The 15,501-nt window shown below is 66.3% G+C and carries 11 protein-coding genes; 1 reads left to right on the forward strand and 10 read right to left on the reverse strand.

Annotated features, from left to right (window positions below; translation table 11 throughout):
• Genes fdhF through AC066S_RS06255 form a run of 3 tightly spaced genes read right to left on the reverse strand, consistent with a single transcriptional unit; the run spans position 1 to position 4,914 of the window.
• Positions 1 to 2,874 (reverse strand): formate dehydrogenase subunit alpha, encoded by a 2,874-nt coding sequence (fdhF, locus tag AC066S_RS06245; RefSeq protein WP_478269195.1) that lies wholly within the window; start codon positions 2,872 to 2,874, stop codon positions 1 to 3.
• A gap of 10 nt (positions 2,875 to 2,884) precedes the next feature.
• Positions 2,885 to 4,441, reverse strand: coding sequence for a formate dehydrogenase beta subunit (locus AC066S_RS06250; protein ID WP_135168193.1), 1,557 nt, complete (start codon positions 4,439 to 4,441; stop codon positions 2,885 to 2,887).
• Positions 4,438 to 4,914, reverse strand: coding sequence for a formate dehydrogenase subunit gamma (locus tag AC066S_RS06255; RefSeq protein WP_126256089.1), 477 nt, complete (start codon positions 4,912 to 4,914; stop codon positions 4,438 to 4,440). The genes AC066S_RS06250 and AC066S_RS06255 overlap by 4 nt, the downstream gene beginning before the upstream one ends.
• Positions 4,915 to 5,139: 225 nt before the next feature.
• Between AC066S_RS06255 and AC066S_RS06260 the strand changes: the two genes are divergently transcribed.
• Positions 5,140 to 6,033 carry a LysR family transcriptional regulator gene (locus AC066S_RS06260; protein WP_028135446.1) on the forward strand — a complete coding sequence of 298 codons (894 nt, stop codon included), beginning with the start codon at positions 5,140 to 5,142 and terminating at the stop codon, positions 6,031 to 6,033.
• A gap of 170 nt (positions 6,034 to 6,203) precedes the next feature.
• Here the strand turns inward: AC066S_RS06260 and AC066S_RS06265 are convergent, their stop codons facing one another.
• The 7 genes from AC066S_RS06265 to AC066S_RS06295 all read right to left on the reverse strand — a co-directional run bounded on the left by AC066S_RS06265 (position 6,204) and on the right by AC066S_RS06295 (position 15,154).
• A complete protein-coding gene (locus AC066S_RS06265; RefSeq protein ID WP_478269196.1) occupies positions 6,204 to 8,534 on the reverse strand; it encodes a PAS domain-containing sensor histidine kinase in 2,331 nt (776 codons plus the stop codon).
• A 226-nt stretch (positions 8,535 to 8,760) separates the two neighbouring features.
• Complete coding sequence (locus AC066S_RS06270) at positions 8,761 to 10,134, reverse strand: cation-efflux pump (RefSeq protein ID WP_126256087.1); 1,374 nt, start codon at positions 10,132 to 10,134, stop codon at positions 8,761 to 8,763.
• A 215-nt stretch (positions 10,135 to 10,349) separates the two neighbouring features.
• Entirely contained in the window at positions 10,350 to 11,318 is a 969-nt protein-coding gene (locus tag AC066S_RS06275) for a zinc-binding dehydrogenase (protein ID WP_126256086.1), read from the reverse strand.
• Positions 11,319 to 11,343: 25 nt separating this feature from the next.
• Complete coding sequence (locus AC066S_RS06280; RefSeq protein ID WP_478269197.1) at positions 11,344 to 12,339, reverse strand: NAD(P)H-dependent flavin oxidoreductase; 996 nt, start codon at positions 12,337 to 12,339, stop codon at positions 11,344 to 11,346.
• A 311-nt stretch (positions 12,340 to 12,650) separates the two neighbouring features.
• Positions 12,651 to 13,301, reverse strand: coding sequence for a hypothetical protein (locus tag AC066S_RS06285; RefSeq protein ID WP_126256084.1), 651 nt, complete (start codon positions 13,299 to 13,301; stop codon positions 12,651 to 12,653).
• A 58-nt stretch (positions 13,302 to 13,359) separates the two neighbouring features.
• On the reverse strand, positions 13,360 to 13,557 hold the full coding sequence (locus AC066S_RS06290) for a hypothetical protein (protein WP_018315845.1): 198 nt from the start codon (positions 13,555 to 13,557) through the stop codon (positions 13,360 to 13,362).
• Between the two features lie 190 nt (positions 13,558 to 13,747).
• Positions 13,748 to 15,154 carry a hypothetical protein gene (locus AC066S_RS06295; RefSeq protein ID WP_164718439.1) on the reverse strand — a complete coding sequence of 469 codons (1,407 nt, stop codon included), beginning with the start codon at positions 15,152 to 15,154 and terminating at the stop codon, positions 13,748 to 13,750.
• Between the last annotated feature and the right edge of the window lie 347 nt (positions 15,155 to 15,501).

Below are 15,501 nucleotides of genomic sequence, written 5' to 3' on the forward strand. Positions count from 1 at the left end.
TTACTCCGCGGCTTCGGCTGGCACGATGCGGCGGGATTGCCGCGCCTGCGCGTCATAGGCCTTCTGCCAGTCGGAGGGGCCGTTCGATGGCGAGACCTGCACCGCCGTGACCTTGTATTCGGGACAATTGGTCGCCCAGTCCGAATAGTCCGTGGTGATGACGTTGGCCTGCGTGTCCGGATGGTGGAAGGTGGTGTAGACGACGCCGGGCGCCACGCGATCGGTGATCTCCGCGCGCAGCGTGGTCTCGCCGGCACGGCTCTTCAGCCGCACCCAGTCGCCGTCGCGCACGCCGCGCTGCTCGGCATCGTGCGGATGGATCTCGAGGCGATCCTCGGCATGCCAGACCACGTTGTCGGTGCGCCGTGTCTGCGCGCCGACATTGTATTGGCTGAGGATGCGGCCGGTGGTGAGCAGCAGGGGATAGCGTGGGCCGGTGCGCTCATCGGTCGCGACATATTCGGTCACGACGAACTTGCCCTTGCCGCGGACGAAGCCATCGATATGCATCACCGGCGTGCCCTCGGGCGCCTTCTCGTTGCAGGGCCACTGCACCGAGCCGAGCTCATCCAACTTGGCGTAGGAGACGCCGGCAAAGGTCGGCGTCAGCGCCGCGATCTCGTCCATGATCTCGGACGGGTGGCTGTAGTTCATCTCGAAGCCCATCGCCTTGGCAAGGCCGATCGTGACCTCCCAGTCGGCCATGCCGTTCTTCGGCGTCATCACCTTGCGCACGCGCTGGATGCGGCGCTCGGCGTTGGTGAAGGTGCCGTCCTTCTCGAGGAAGCTCGAGCCGGGCAGGAAGACGTGGGCGTAGTTCGCGGTCTCGTTCAGGAAGAGATCGTGAACGATCACGCATTCCATCGCCGACAGCGCCGCCACCACGTGGCTGGTGTTGGGATCGGATTGGAGAATGTCCTCGCCCTGCACGTAGATTCCCATGAACGTGCCCTCGACCGCGGCGTCGAACATGTTGGGAATGCGCAAGCCCGGCTCGGGGTTGAGCTTGACGTTCCACAGCGCCTCGAACTGGTCGCGCACGGCATCGCCGGAGATGTGGCGGTAGCCGGGCAGCTCGTGCGGGAACGAGCCCATGTCGCAGGAGCCCTGCACGTTGTTCTGCCCGCGCAACGGGTTCACGCCGACGCCGGGGCGGCCGATATTTCCTGTGGCCATCGCCAAGTTGGCGATTGCGATCACGGTGGTCGAGCCCTGGCTGTGCTCGGTGACGCCGAGCCCGTAATAGATCGCGCCATTGCTGCCGGTGGCGTAGGTGCGGGCGGCTTCGCGCAGGTCCTTCGGATTGACGCCGGTCAGGATGGCGGTGGCTTCCGGGCTGTTCTTGGGCTGCGCGACGAAGGCGGCCCATTCCTCGAATTCGCTCCAGTCGCAACGTTCGCGCACGAAGGCCTCGTTGACGAGCCCTTCGGTGACGATGACGTGCGCCAGCGCGGTCATGACCGCGACGTTGGTGCCGGGCATCAGGGGCAAATGCAGCGCCTTCACATGCGGCGATTCCACCATCTCGGTGCGGCGCGGATCGATCACGATCAGCCTGGCGCCCTGGCGCAGCCGCTTTTTCAGCCGCGAGGCGAACACCGGGTGGGCGGAGGCGGGGTTGGCGCCGATGACCAGGACGACGTCGGTGTGCTCGACCGAGTCGAAATCCTGCGTGCCGGCGGAGGTGCCGAAGGTGGTGGCAAGGCCGTAGCCGGTCGGGGAGTGGCAGACGCGGGCGCAGGTGTCGACGTTGTTGTTGCCGAAGCCGGCGCGGATCAGCTTCTGCACCAGATAGGTCTCTTCGTTGGTGCAGCGAGAGGAGGTGATGCCGCCGATGGCGTCGCGGCCGTACTTTTTCTGGATGCCGCGCATCCTGGCGGCGGCGAACGAGAATGCCTCGTCCCAGGACACTTCGCGCCAGGGATCCTCGATGCGCTCGCGGATCATCGGTTTCAGGATGCGTTCCTTGTGGTTGGTGTAGCCCCAGGCGAAGCGGCCCTTGACGCAGGAATGGCCGCGATTGGCCTTGCCGTCCTTGTAGGGCACCATGCGCACGACTTCCTCGCCGCGCATCTCGGCCTTGAAGGCGCAGCCGACGCCGCAATAGGCGCAGGTGGTGACGACGGAGTGCTCGGGCTGGCCGATCTCGATCACGGACTTCTCGGTCAGCGTCGCGGTCGGGCAGGCCTGCACGCAGGCGCCGCACGACACGCATTCCGAGCCCAGGAAGCTCTCGCTCATGCCGGGCGAGACGCGGCTGTCGAAGCCGCGGCCGGAGATGGTCAGCGCGAAGGTGCCTTGCACCTCCTCGCAGGCGCGGACGCAGCGCGAGCAGACGATGCACTTGGACGGATCATAGGTGAAATAGGGGTTGGACTCGTCCTTCGGCATCCAATTGTCGTTGGTGCAGCCGTCCGTCTTGGCAAAGACGTGGTTTTCGCCCTCGTAGCCATAGCGCACGTCGCGCAGGCCCACTGCGCCGGCCATGTCCTGCAATTCGCAATCACCATTGGCGCCGCAGGTGAGGCAGTCGAGCGGATGGTCGGAGATGTAGAGCTCCATCACGCCCTTGCGCAGTTTCTTCAGCCGCTCGGTCTGGGTGTGCACGACGAGGCCGTTCATCACCGGCGTGGTGCAGGACGCCGGCGTGCCGGCGCGGCCCTCGATCTCGACGAGGCAGAGCCGGCAGGAGCCGAACGCATCGACCATGTCGGTGGCGCAGAGCTTCGGGATCTGGTGGCCCGCGTCCATCGCGGCGCGCATGATCGAGGTGCCCTCGGGCACCGTGACCTCATTGCCGTCGATGGTCAGCGTGACCATCGTTTCCGATTTGGAAGCCGGCGTGCCGTAGTCGATTTCTTCGATCAGAGACATCGTCGCTCTCCTATTCCGCGGCCTGAAGCGTGGTCGGGGCGGGGGCGAAATCCTCCCGGAAATGCTTCAATGCACTGAGCACGGGGTAGGGCGTGAAGCCGCCGAGTGCGCAGAGCGAGCCGAATTTCATGGTGTTGCAGAGGTCTTCCACGAGCGCGATGTTTTCGCTGACGCGTTCGCCGTTGATGATCTTCTCGATGGTCTCGATGCCGCGGGTCGAACCGATCCGGCACGGCGTGCACTTGCCGCAGGACTCGACGGCGCAGAACTCCATGGCGAAGCGGGCCTGCCTACGCATATCGACGCTGTCGTCGAACACGACGATGCCGCCATGGCCGATCAGGCCGTCGCGCGCGGCAAAGGCCTCGTAGTCGAACGGCGTGTCGAACAGGGCACGGGGGAAATACGCGCCAAGAGGCCCGCCGACCTGCACGGCGCGAACCGGGCGGCCGGTCAACGTGCCGCCGCCGATATCGTCGACGAGCTCGCCGAGCGTCACGCCGAACGCGGTCTCGAACAGCCCGCCGTGACGGATATTGCCGGCGAGCTGGATCGGCATCGTGCCGCGCGAACGGCCCATGCCGAAATCCGCATAGGCCTTGGCGCCTTCGGCGAGCACGAAGGGGACAGCCGCGAACGACAGCACGTTGTTGATGACCGTCGGCTTGCCGAACAGGCCGTGATGCGCCGGCAGCGGCGGCTTGGCGCGCACGATGCCGCGCCGGCCTTCGAGGCTTTCCAGCAGCGAGGTCTCTTCGCCGCAGACGTAAGCGCCGGCACCGACGCGGACTTCGAGATCGAAGCTGTGGGTCGACCCGCCGATCCTGTCGCCGAGATAGCCGCCGCGCCTGGCGGCGGCGAGGGCAGCATTCATCGCCTCCACCGCATGCGGATATTCGCTGCGGATGTAGATGTAGCCCCTGGTCGCGCCGACGGTGAGGCCGGCGATGGTCATGCCCTCGATGACCAGGAAGGGATCGCCCTCCATGATCATGCGGTCGGCGAATGTACCGCTGTCGCCCTCGTCGGCGTTGCAGACGATGAACTTGCGGTCGGCCCTGGCCTGCGCCACCGTCTTCCACTTGATGCCGGTCGGGAAGCCCGCGCCGCCGCGGCCGCGCAGGCCCGACGCCGTGACTTCGTTCAGGATCGCATCGGGTCCGAGCGAGAGCGCGTGCTCAAAACCCCTGTAGCCGCCATGGGCGCGGTAGTCGTCGAGCGAGCGCGGGTCGATCACGCCGCAGCGGGCGAAGGTGAGGCGGGTCTGCCGCTTCAGCCAGGGAATTTCGTCGGTTGCCCCCAGCCGCAGCAGATGCGGCGTGTTGCCGGCGAGTGCATCGAGCAGCGATGGCACATCGGCTTCGGTGACCGGGCCGAAGGCGATGCGGCCCTGCGGCGTCGCCACCTCGACCAGCGGCTCGAGCCAGTACATCCCGCGCGAGCCGGTCCTGACGATCTCGATCGTCAGGCCGCGCTTGCTTGCTGCCTGCTCCAGTGCCAGCGCAACCTCGTCGGCGCCGACGGCGATTGCGCCGGCGTCACGTGCAACGAACAGACGCAGGTTCATCGCTGCGCCTCCGCAACCAGCGCATCGAGCCGCTTCTGATCGAGCCGGCCGATCAGCCGGCCGTCGAGCATCGCGGACGGTGCGGTCGCGCACAGGCCGAGGCAGTAGATCGGCTCCAGCGTGACGCGATCGTCGGGCGTGGTGTTGCCGAGCGACACGCCAAGCTTCGCTTCGGCGCGCGCGGCCAGCGCATCTCCGCCCGCGGCCTGGCAGGCCTCCGCGCGGCACAGCTTGAGCACGTGGCGGCCGGCCGGCTTGTGGCGGAAGTCATGATAGAACGTGACCACGCCATGCACTTCGGCGCGCGACAGATTGAGCGCCTGCGCCACCATCGGGATGGCGGCCTGCGGCACATAGCCGAACGCCTCCTGCAGCGCATGCAGGATGACCAGCGTCGCGCCCTCCTGGTTGGCATGTTCAGCGATGATTTCGCCGCCGCGCGTCTCGTTCCAGGGCTCAAAAACCGCTGTCATTCTTCGTTCTCAACCTGAGCGTTTCCTTTGCCGCAAACTAGTTGGAATCATTCGAAGATCAATAAAGCTGTCCCGTGCTGCGATTGCGGATTCTGATCGATTTGCAATCGCTATCGTCTGATCCGAAACGGCAATGAAAGTTGGGCCGGCTGCCGGTTTTTGCGTGTTGGTGCAGGCCCGGCGTGCTAGCTTGCATGCCACGACAGAATTCGAGGGGACGACCGATTGATCGACAAGCTTGAACTATTGCTGGCGCTGGCGAAGGAGCGGCATTTCGGACGCGCGGCGGAGGTCTGCGGCGTCACGCAACCGACGATGTCGACCGGGCTCAAGCAGCTCGAGGAGATTCTCGGCGTGATGCTGGTGCAGCGCGGATCGCGCTTCCAGGGCTTTACGCCCGAAGGCGAGCGCGCGCTCGACTGGGCGCGGCGGATCGTGGGCGATGCCCGCGCGATGCGCGACGAGATCAACGGGCTGAAGCATCAGCTCTCCGGCGAGATCCGTATCGCGGCGATCCCGACCGTGCTCGGCATGGTCGCGTCGCTGACGACGCCGTTCCGCGCCCGCCATCCCGAGGTGCGCTTCAGCATCCGCTCGACGACCTCGTCCGAGGTGCTGGGCCTGCTCGAAAATCTCGAGGTCGATGCGGGGCTGACCTATATCGAGAACGAGCCGATCGGCAAGGTGCGCACCATTCCGCTCTACAACGAGAGCTATCGTCTCCTGACCGCGCCGGATGCGATGTTCGGCGATCGCGAGACGGTGACCTGGACCGAGGTCGGCCAGGTGCCGCTGTGCCTGCTGACGCCCGACATGCAGAACCGCCGCATCATCGACCGCGCGCTGCGCTCGGTCGGCGCGGAGGCGACGCCGACGCTGACCTCGAACTCGCTGCTGGTGCTTTTCACGCATGTGAAGACGGGACGCTGGGCGAGCGTGATGCCGGCCAAGCTTGCCGAGACGCTCGGCCTTTCCGACACGGTGCGCTCGATCCCGATCGTCGAGCCCGACGTCAATTACAGCATCGGCATGGTCATCCCGCAGCGCGATCCGATGACGCCGCTGATCGCGGCGCTGGTCAATGTCGCGCGCGAAGTCGCGCCGACGCTGCAATTGTAGATTCGAGCAAGCGCCTCGTCCTTCGAGACGACTGCTTCGCAGTCTCCTCAGGATGAGGCTCGGCGCCGGGGATCCTTCGAAATTGCTGCCGCGCACGCCGACCTCATCCTGAGGGCCCGCCGCAGGCGGGCGTCTCGAAGGATGGCCTCGGGCGAGCGTCCCGCCGTGCGCTAAGCCGCGGCCGATATCCCGGACGCCGCCTTGATCGCGTCGCGCGGCAGGATCACGCGGACGACGGTGCCGACCTCGAGCTTGGAGCGCAGCCGCATCGAGCCGCCGTGGAGCTGCGCCAGCGAGCGGGCGATGGCGAGCCCGAGGCCCGAGCCGTGATAGGTCTTGGTGAGCTGGCTCTCCACCTGCTCGAACGGGCGGCCGAGCCGTGCCAGCGAATGCGGCGCGATGCCGATGCCGGTGTCGGCGATCATCAGCACGATCCGGTCCTCGAGCTGACGGCTGCGCACCACGACGCGCCCGCCGTCGGGCGTGAACTTCACCGCATTGGAGAGCAGGTTGACGATGATCTGCTTGGTGGCACGGCGGTCGGCGACGACGGAGATGGATTTTGCGATGTCGGCGTCGAGCGTGATGTGCTTATCCTGGGCCCGGCCGGTGACGACCCGCAGGGATTCCGCCAGCGTCCGCGACAGGTCGAGCTGCTCCATGTCGAGCTTCATGCGGCCGGCCTCGATCTTCGACATGTCGAGGATGTCGTTGATGACCTCGAGCAGATAATGGCCGCTGGTCAGGATGTCCTGGCAATATTCCTGGTACTTCTCGCTGCCGAGCTCGCCGAACATGCCCGAGCCCATGATCTCGGAGAAGCCGATGATGGCGTTGAGCGGCGTGCGCAGCTCGTGGCTCATATTGGCGAGGAATTTCGACTTGGTCTGGTTGGCCTCCTCGGCGCGGGTCTTCTCGCGCTGGTACTTCTCGGCGAGATCGGCGAGCTCGACCGCCTGGCGCTCCAGCGCGGCCTGCGAACGCTTCAGGTCGATGACGGTGGCGCGCAGGCGCAGGTCGTTGTCGACCAGCTTCTGCTCGTGCTCCTTGATGCGGGTGATGTCGGTGCCGACCGAGACGTAGCCGCCGTCCTTGGTGCGGCGCTCGCTGATGTGCAGCCAGCTGCCGTCGTCGAGCTGCGCCTCGAAGGTGCGCGCGCCCGGGCCTTGGGCCGCGGTCTCGTTGTGGCGGGTGCGCACCTCCGGCATGCGGCCGACCTCGAGCACGGTCTCGTAGGAGGTGCCGGGGATGACGGCGCTCTCGGGCAGCTTGTGCAGGCGCTGGAAGTGCGAGTTGCAGAGCACGAGGCGGTCGCTCGCATCCCACAGCACGAAGGCTTCCGGAATCGTCTCGATGGCGTCGCGCAGGCGAAGGTCGGCTTCCACCGTCCTCTCGGCGAGGCTCTTCTGCTCGGTGATGTCGACGGCGATCCCGATCAGGTGCACGCTGGAATCGGTGGCGCCGCGGGTCTTCTCGCAGCGGACGCGCAGCCAGATCCAGTGGCCGTCGACATGCTGCATGCGGAAGGTCTGGTCGATGTGGTCGATCTTCTCCGAGATGAGCTGGTCGGCGATCGCGAACAGGTCGATGTCGTCGGACTTCACCAGCGCGTTGACCTCGCCGAAAGTGAGGAGCTCGTGGCGGCCGTCGAGGCCGAGCATCGAGAACATCGACTGCGACCAGAAGATCCGGCCGCGCGACAGGTCCCAGTCCCACAGGCCGCAGCGGCCGCGGTTGAGCGCGGTGTCGATGCGGCCGCGCACGGCGTCGTTGATGAGATCGCCCTCGCGGGCGCGGGTGGACTGCCAGTGGAAGGCGAAGCCGAGGATCAGGACGACGAATCCCGTGGTCGCCGACAGCGTCACCGAGAGCGCGGCGTCCGAGCCCCAGATCGGCTCGTTGCGCTCCTGGATCACGGTGACGAAGCCGGGCAGCGACTTGATCTGCCGCGAGGTCGCCATCGCGGCGTTGCCGGTGGGCAGCGTCATGTCGGAGATGTTGCCGTCGCGGGTCGGCGCCGCGAGCAGTTGTGCCGTTGTGATGGCATCGAGCAGACGGTCGTTGCCGGAAGGATCGCTGTCGACCGGGACGCGGGCGAGGACGCGGCGGTCGATACCGGCCGAGGTGACGATGACGTGGCGGCCCGAGGCCGTGCCCCAGGACGGGATCAGGTCCGGCAGCAGCGTCGGCAGGCCCTCGATGTTTTTGAGACGCTCCTGCCGCACCGAGGTGAGGCGGTCGATGCGGTCGGCCAGCACATCGGCGAGCGCCGAGATGTCGTGGCGGATCGCCAGCCGCTTCTGGCGGGTCTGGTCGACCACCTGGACGAACGCGCCGAGGCAGATCGTGATCAGGAAGGCGATGATGAGCGTCGGCACGGCGCGACGAAGCGCCGGCTCCGCGATCAAGAGCCGATGATAGGCAGGTTTCGCGATCGATTGCGCCAATCCCTTGATCGAATCGGATTGGACGCACGCGTTCGCGGCGTCTGCACGCGACATGCCTTCGGCCCCCTGAAAACCAGCTTGCAACTGAAGTCCGGAAGCAGCCCCACATCGCTTCCGAATCAAAGCGATTTGAATCCAGTTTTCGCGGGCTGTCGAGAGTCAACGAATCGTTAACGCGAAATTATTCTTATCCAACGCGCAGTTTGTGCGCCGCGCGTCCGCAAAGTCACGGGCCGAAGGAGTCCGAAACGGGAACGTGTGACTCCTCGCGCATTCCTCGTCACGCGCGCGGCGGTTCGGCGTGACTGATCACGCGCTTCACGGTCGGGAACGCGCGCCGCAGCGCGCGCTCGATCGCGTCGACCTGCTCGTGCACCTTGACGACGCTCATCGACGGCGTCGCGCGGCAGTGGAAGTTGACGATCTCGCCGGCATCGGTGTTGCGGACGCGGACATTGTGGATGTCGTGGATCTCGCCTCCGGCGGCGTACTGCGTCAGCGCGGCGGCGATCGTCCGCACCCTCTCAGGCGCCGCATCGACCCCGAACGGAACTTCCGGTTCCAGCGGCTCGATATGGACGTCGACCTCGACGTCCTCGCCGAACTCCTCCTGGATGTTGCGTTCCAGGGTGTTGGCGATGTCGTGGGCGGCCTCCAACTGCATTCCGCCATCGACCTCGAGGTCGATGCTGACGATCAGCTTGGCGCCGAGATCGTGCACCGTGACGTGGTGGATGGCGAGGCCCGAATTGCGCGCGATCACCATGATGCGGTCGCGCACGGTCTCGTTGTCGCGCGCGACGGGCACCGCAGCGAAAGTGAGGTCGGCATCACCGAACGCCCGGCTGACGGCGGCCTGCGCGTTGCGCTTGATGTCCTCGACACGGTCGATCGGGTAGGTCCGCGGCACCTTTGCGATGGTGTCGATGAAGGTGGTCGCGCCGACCATGCGCACCCGCAGGCGTTCGACGTCGATCACCCCTGGCACGCTCCGGATCGCGGCCGTGGCCTTCTCCTGCGCGCCCTCGGGAGCGCGATCAACCAGCGTCTGCACGGTCGAGCCGGCCATGCGCAGGCCGAGCGCTGCGATCATCACGGCGACCGCGGCAGCCGCCGCGGCGTCGCCCCACCAGTAGCCGAGGCCGGCGAGGATCAGGCCCACGATCACGGCGAGCGAGCCCATCACGTCCGAGGCGAAATGCAGCGCGTCGGCCGCCAGCGCCTGGCTCCGCGTCTCGCGCGCGGCGCGGTGCAGGGCGCGGGCGCGCCAGAGATTGACGATGATGTCGATCACCAGCACGACGAAGGGCACGGCCGAAATGGTCGGCGGCGGGGTTCCCTCGCTGAGCCGGCTATAGGACTCGACCAGGATGCCGCCGGCGAGCACGTAGAGCAGGGCGGTGACGCCCAGCGCCGAGACGCTCTCCAGCTTGCCGTGGCCGTAATGGTGCTCCTCGTCCGCCGGCTTGTCCGACACCCGCACCACCGCCCAGGTGATGATGGTGGCGACCAGGTCGATCGAGGAGTGCAGGGCCTCGGAGATCAGTGCCAGCGAGCCGATCGCGATCCCGACCGCGAACTTGGCGGCCGCCATGCCGCCGCTGGCGAAGATCGAGATCGCGGCGACCGAGGTCTTGTCATGCTGGGAAGTCATGGCCGGGGATTTAGCAGCCCATGGCCGAACATCAAGCGGCGATCCACAGAAGTAGTCGCGAGTGAGTTGCAGGAGCGATCTACGCTTGCTCGGTCTCGTAGGGTGGGCAAAGGCGCGAAGCGCCGTGCCCACGTTCTTTCACGATTGCTGACGGATCGTGGGCACGCTTCGCTTTGCCCACCCTACGGGACCGCCGCTTTGGCCGAGACTGCCCCTCACACCGTCACCACGATCTTCCCCAGATGCTTGTTCGCCTCCATGTGCTCGAACGCCCTGTCGATGTCGTCGAACGCAAACACCCTGTCGATCGGCAGCTGTAGCTTTCGGGACTCCACCGCGCCCCAGACGTCCTTGCGGACCTCCTCGAAGATCTCGCGGACCTCCTCGATGGTGCGGGTGCGGAAGGTGACGCCGACATAGTCGATGCGGCGCGCCGCATGCAGGTCGAAGTTGAAATCGGCATGGGTGCCGCCGAGCCGGCCGACATTGACGATGCGGCCCTTCACCTTGGTCGCGGCGAGGTTCTGATTGGCGACCTTGCCCGAGACCTGGTCGACGATGAGATCGACGCCTTCGCCGTTGGTCGCCCTCAGGACCTCGTCGACCCATTTCGGATCGGAGCTGTCGACCGCGAGATCGGCGCCGTAGTCCTTCAGCCGGCCACGGCGAGCGGCATCGGTGGAGGAGCCGATCACGAGCCTGGCACCCTTGAGCCTTGCGATCTGCATTGCCATCAGGCCGACGCCGGAGCTCGCACCCTGGATCAGCACGCTCTGTCCGGGCTGCATGCCGCCGACGGTGACGACGGCGTTGTGCATGGTCGCGAGCGCGACGGGCAGGGTGGCGGCCTCCTCGAAATTCATGTTGGAGGGCGCGTGGAACAGCCGGCCGTGATCGGCCAGCGTGTATTCGGCGAAGGCCGCGCCGCCCGAGCCCATGATGCGGTCGCCGATCTTGACGCCCTTTGCATCGGGTCCGAGCTCGGCGACCTCGCCGGCCCATTCCATCCCGAGCACGGTGCCGACGCCGCCGGCCGCGCCATGGGCGTGGCCCTTGCGCATGCCGGTGTCGGCGCGGTTGAGCCCGCAGGCGTGGACGCGGACCAGCACCTGCGTGCCCTCTGGTCTTGGTTGAGCGACGTCGGAAATCTTAGCGCCGTCAGGGCCGTAGACATAAGCCTTCATGAAATGATTTCGCCTCTTGCCGTGACTATTCGGCCGCTTCGCGTTGCGGCTGAACGATCATGCCCTCCAGCCGGTTGCGAATGATCGCTTCCGCCTCGCGCACGATGCGGGAGACGAGCTCGGCGCAGCTCGGGATGTCCTGGATCAGGCCCTGGACCTGGCCGGCCGACCAGATGCCTTCGTCGGAATTGCCGGTGGCGTAGACCATCTTGCCGCGGGCGCCCGCGACGAGCTCGCGGATGTCCTCGAACTTGGCGCCTTCCTTCTCCATCGCGACGACCTTGGTCGAGATCGCGTTCCTGGCGACGCGCGAGGTGTTGCGCATGGTGCGGAAGATCAGCTCGGTCTCGCGCTCGTCGTTGGCGACGATCTTCTCCTTGATGAGCTGGTGGATCGGGCTCTCCTTGGTCGCCATGAAGCGGGTGCCCATGTTGATGCCGTCGGCGCCGAGCGCCAGCGCCGCGACGAGGCCGCGGGCATCGGCAAAGCCGCCTGAGGCGATCATCGGGATCTTGACCTTGTTGGCGGCGGCCGGGATCAGGATCAGGCCGGGCGTGTCGTCCTCGCCGGGATGGCCGGCGCATTCGAAGCCGTCGATCGAGATGGCGTCGACGCCCATGCGTTCGGCCGAGAGCGCGTGGCGCACGCTGGTGCATTTGTGCACGACCTTGACGCCGTGCCTTTTGAACTCGTCGACATGCTCCTGCGGCTTGTTTCCGGCGGTCTCGACCACCTTGATGCCGGCCTCGATGATGGCGGCGCGGTATTCGGCATAGGGCGGCGGCTTGATCGCGGGCAGGATGGTGAGGTTGACGCCGAACGGCTTGTCGGTGAGGTCACGGCAGCGCGAGATCTCCTTGGCGAGGTCCTTCGGTGTCGGCTGCGTCAGCGCCGTGATGAAGCCGAGCGCGCCGGCATTGGCAACGGCGGCGACCAGCTCGGCGCGGCCGACCCATTGCATACCGCCCTGGACGATCGGGTGCTCGACCCCGACGAGTTTGGTGAACCGTGTCTGCAGCATGGATGTGCTTTCCCCCGGGTGGCCCGCAGGCTCTGTTGTCGGTTGATGCTTGGAGGATGCCGCTGGGGGTGGCAAAAGTCTATTGCGCCGCCGTACGGGCGATCATGCGGAGATGTAGGTGATTCCGCAGGGCGGCTAATTGGAATGCGCTGCTCCCTGATGGCGCAAGCTCTTCCCTCAAACGCCGTCGTCATGCCCCGGCTTGACCGGGACATCCAGTACGCCGTGGCGTCCCGGCGCTAGCCTCGCAGTCTCTGGAATGCTGGATTGCCCGCTTTCGCGGGCAATGACACCGAGTATGGGGCGAAGAGCTACTCCGCCGACAGCCGCACCATCCGGCGGCCGCCGTTCATTTCCTTGAGGCGGTTGACGAAGTTTTCCGGGCGTTGCCAGCGGTTGGGGACCTCGAGGCCCATGAACTCGGCGATGTCGCCGATGAAGCCGGTGCAGTTGGCGGTCTCGGCGTTCCAGACCGGCGAGTTCGCCTGCAATTTCTTGATATAGGCGAACACGCGCTTGGCGTCGGCCTCGTTGAGATAGACGCGATAGCTCGCAGTCAGATATTCCGGGTCGAGATCGCCGTAGCTCGCGCCGGTCTCGGACGGTACGAAGGTGATGTGGCCGAGCACGTAGGCGAGCGTGTCGCCGGCGGGCGTGAGGCCAGCGACCTCGACCGCCTTCTCGCTGGTCTTGCCGTACCAGACGAAGGCGTGGCCCCAGCTCGCGGCCGTCCGCGCGCGGAAGTCGACGTAATAGGGACCTTTCTCCACGCGCGCGACGGAGCGCCGCGCCGATTGCGGCGCCGGCCGCGACGTGGAGTCGGTCGTGGCAAGCACATTGGCATCGGCATTGCGCTTGTTCGCTTCGTGCGCCGAAGCCGAGGGCATCAGGCACGCGATCATCGCCGCGAGGGCGAGCCCGGCAAGAATGCAGGATCCCGATCGATCAGGTTTGTTCGTCACGCTGTGCCCCTCGACTGTCGGCCGCTTACACTGGTCTCGCGCGCATTGCGCTAGCGCGTCAGTAGCGCGCCGCGACCGGGCCGGGCGCCTTGCCGATCGGAGCCTTTCCAACCGGGCTCTTGCCAATCGGCATCTTGCCGATCGGCGCCTGCTCGGCCGGATAGACCGGCACCGGCTGTCGGCGCGGCAGGTCCGCAGCGTTCGCGGCCGTCACCAGAGCAAGCGTGGCACCCAGAGCAATTACAATCTTCTTCACAGCGATACCCCTAGAAGGTTTGGTCCAAACACGGCAGTGCCGTGCCCCCAGACACGCCTCACAGAAGGGCGGCCGAATGCGTCCAAGTTGCGGCGCACACGGGACATGTTGGCGGCATATGTCTGACGCGCGCAGATGTGATTTGTCCGGATGCTTCGGATGGCGCGATGCGGGTTTCTTCCGCGACGCCTCACCCGATGCGGTTCAAACTATTCCTGATCGTCGCGAAGATGCCGCCGATGTCCTTGCGCAGCGCGTCGAGCGCGTTGAAATTGTCGAAGACGCGCGCGAGACGGTCTTCGACCTCGCGCTTGCTCTTGGTGAGCGCGTCGACGCGCGAAGCGAGGGTCACGTTGCCGTTCGCCTCGATCTCGCCGACGGTTCTGGCGAGGAGATCGCGAGTGGCCCCGACCTCGGCGATCATGGCCTCGATGCCGAATACCGGTGCCTTGAGCGGGACGAGATCGGCCTGCGACTTCGACAGTTCTGTCTTGAAGGCGTTCAGCGTCGCCAGCGTCTCCTGCAAGGCGCCGAGGCGCTGGCGGGACTGGAGGACGAACTCGTTCAGCGCATTCTGGCGGTCTGCGAGGGGCGTACCGTCGGCGTCCGTCTCGACCTCGGCGAGCGCGCGCTCGATCTGGGCCCGGCGTTGGCCGAGGTCCTCGAAGTCGAGCCGGATGCTTTTGAGAATGTTGAAGCTGTCGTCGATGCGGGCGAGGCGCTGCTCGATCTCGATCTTGTGCTTCGACAGCGTCTCGACACGCGTGGCAAGCGGCGTCTCGCCGCCGGTCTCGAGTTCGTCGATGGTCTTGGCGAGACGATCATGGCTGAGACTGAGCTCGCCGATCAGAGCGTTGATGCCGGCGTCCGAGGACCGCAACGGCGCCAGCTCGGCGTGGGATTTCGCCAGATCCTCCCGGTATTGATTCAGGGTCGCAAAGGTTTCCTGGACCGCGTTGACCCGCCCCAGCAGCGCCGACACGTCGCGCGCGATGTCCCGCTGCCGATCGGCGAGGTTGTTCCTGCGGTCGTCGGTTTCGAGGTCGTGCAGCGAGCGTTCGAGCTGGTTCTGGCGGTCGCGGATCTCGGTGAAGACGGGCTCGACCGCGCGGCGCTGCTCGGCGACCTTGCCGACCATCTCGCGCAGATGCTGCTGGCGATGGCGGATCTCGGCGAGCTGGTCGTGCATGTCGGCGGATTCGTTGCGGCCCTGCTGCAGCAGCGCGCGCTGCTCGGTCTCGCCGAGCTTGTCGTGGAGGGCGGAGACCGCCTCCCGGGGATCGCTCTCGATCAGGTGCTGGACGGTGGCGTCGAGGTGGTTTTGCAGGGCGTGGGCGACGACGACGTCCTCGCGGGTCTTCCTGAGGCGTTCGCGCAGGGTGTCGAGGCGCCGGTCCTGGCGCGACAGCCGCCAGACGGAAGCGCCGATCAGCGCCAGCGCCAAGGCGGAGATCGCGCCGGTCGCGACCCGCTGCGGCGTCGGCAGGCTGACGAACCAGGCGGGCAGGTGACTGACGTCGTATCCGAACGCCTGCTGGGCGAAGACCGCGGCGACGGCCAGCAGGCCGAACCAGGCAACCAGGAAAAACAGCCACATCGTGAATTCCTCACGCCGGCACACATTTCCGCCATGATTGCCAAGCGCGGAACCGGGCGCAAGGGGCCGGCAGGGTGCCGGATGCGCGTTGGGGCGCGAATCCCCAACTGGCCGCATCAGCCGATGGGCTGGAGGCAATGAAAGGCTGCCGGGACTTCCTGAACCGGGAAATCCCTAGATCGGACGCAGCTGTCGCGGCAGTCGCCGACCCGAATCGGCGCGCCTCACTTCCCGAAGAAGTTCGAGCGCATCTTGTCGGCGAACCAGACGACGAAGATCGCAGCGAACGCGAGGGCAAAGTACAGAGCCGTCCACAGAAGTGCATTACCGGCATTCGTCATGGCGTC

Source organism: Bradyrhizobium sp. CFUWI (assembly GCF_056429085.1).

Excerpts from the sequence above, each read along its gene's own strand:
- AC066S_RS06265 (WP_478269196.1), bottom strand. The coding sequence starts at position 8,534 with ATGTCGCGTGCAGACGCCGCGAACGCGTGCGTCCAATCCGATTCGATC.
- AC066S_RS06275 (WP_126256086.1), bottom strand. The coding sequence starts at position 11,318 with ATGAAGGCTTATGTCTACGGCCCTGACGGCGCTAAGATTTCCGACGTC.
- fdhF (WP_478269195.1), bottom strand. The coding sequence starts at position 2,874 with ATGTCTCTGATCGAAGAAATCGACTACGGCACGCCGGCTTCCAAATCG.
- AC066S_RS06250 (WP_135168193.1), bottom strand. The coding sequence starts at position 4,441 with ATGAACCTGCGTCTGTTCGTTGCACGTGACGCCGGCGCAATCGCCGTC.
- AC066S_RS06295 (WP_164718439.1), bottom strand. The coding sequence starts at position 15,154 with ATGTGGCTGTTTTTCCTGGTTGCCTGGTTCGGCCTGCTGGCCGTCGCC.
- AC066S_RS06280 (WP_478269197.1), bottom strand. The coding sequence starts at position 12,339 with ATGCTGCAGACACGGTTCACCAAACTCGTCGGGGTCGAGCACCCGATC.
- AC066S_RS06255 (WP_126256089.1), bottom strand. The coding sequence starts at position 4,914 with ATGACAGCGGTTTTTGAGCCCTGGAACGAGACGCGCGGCGGCGAAATC.
- AC066S_RS06270 (WP_126256087.1), bottom strand. The coding sequence starts at position 10,134 with ATGACTTCCCAGCATGACAAGACCTCGGTCGCCGCGATCTCGATCTTC.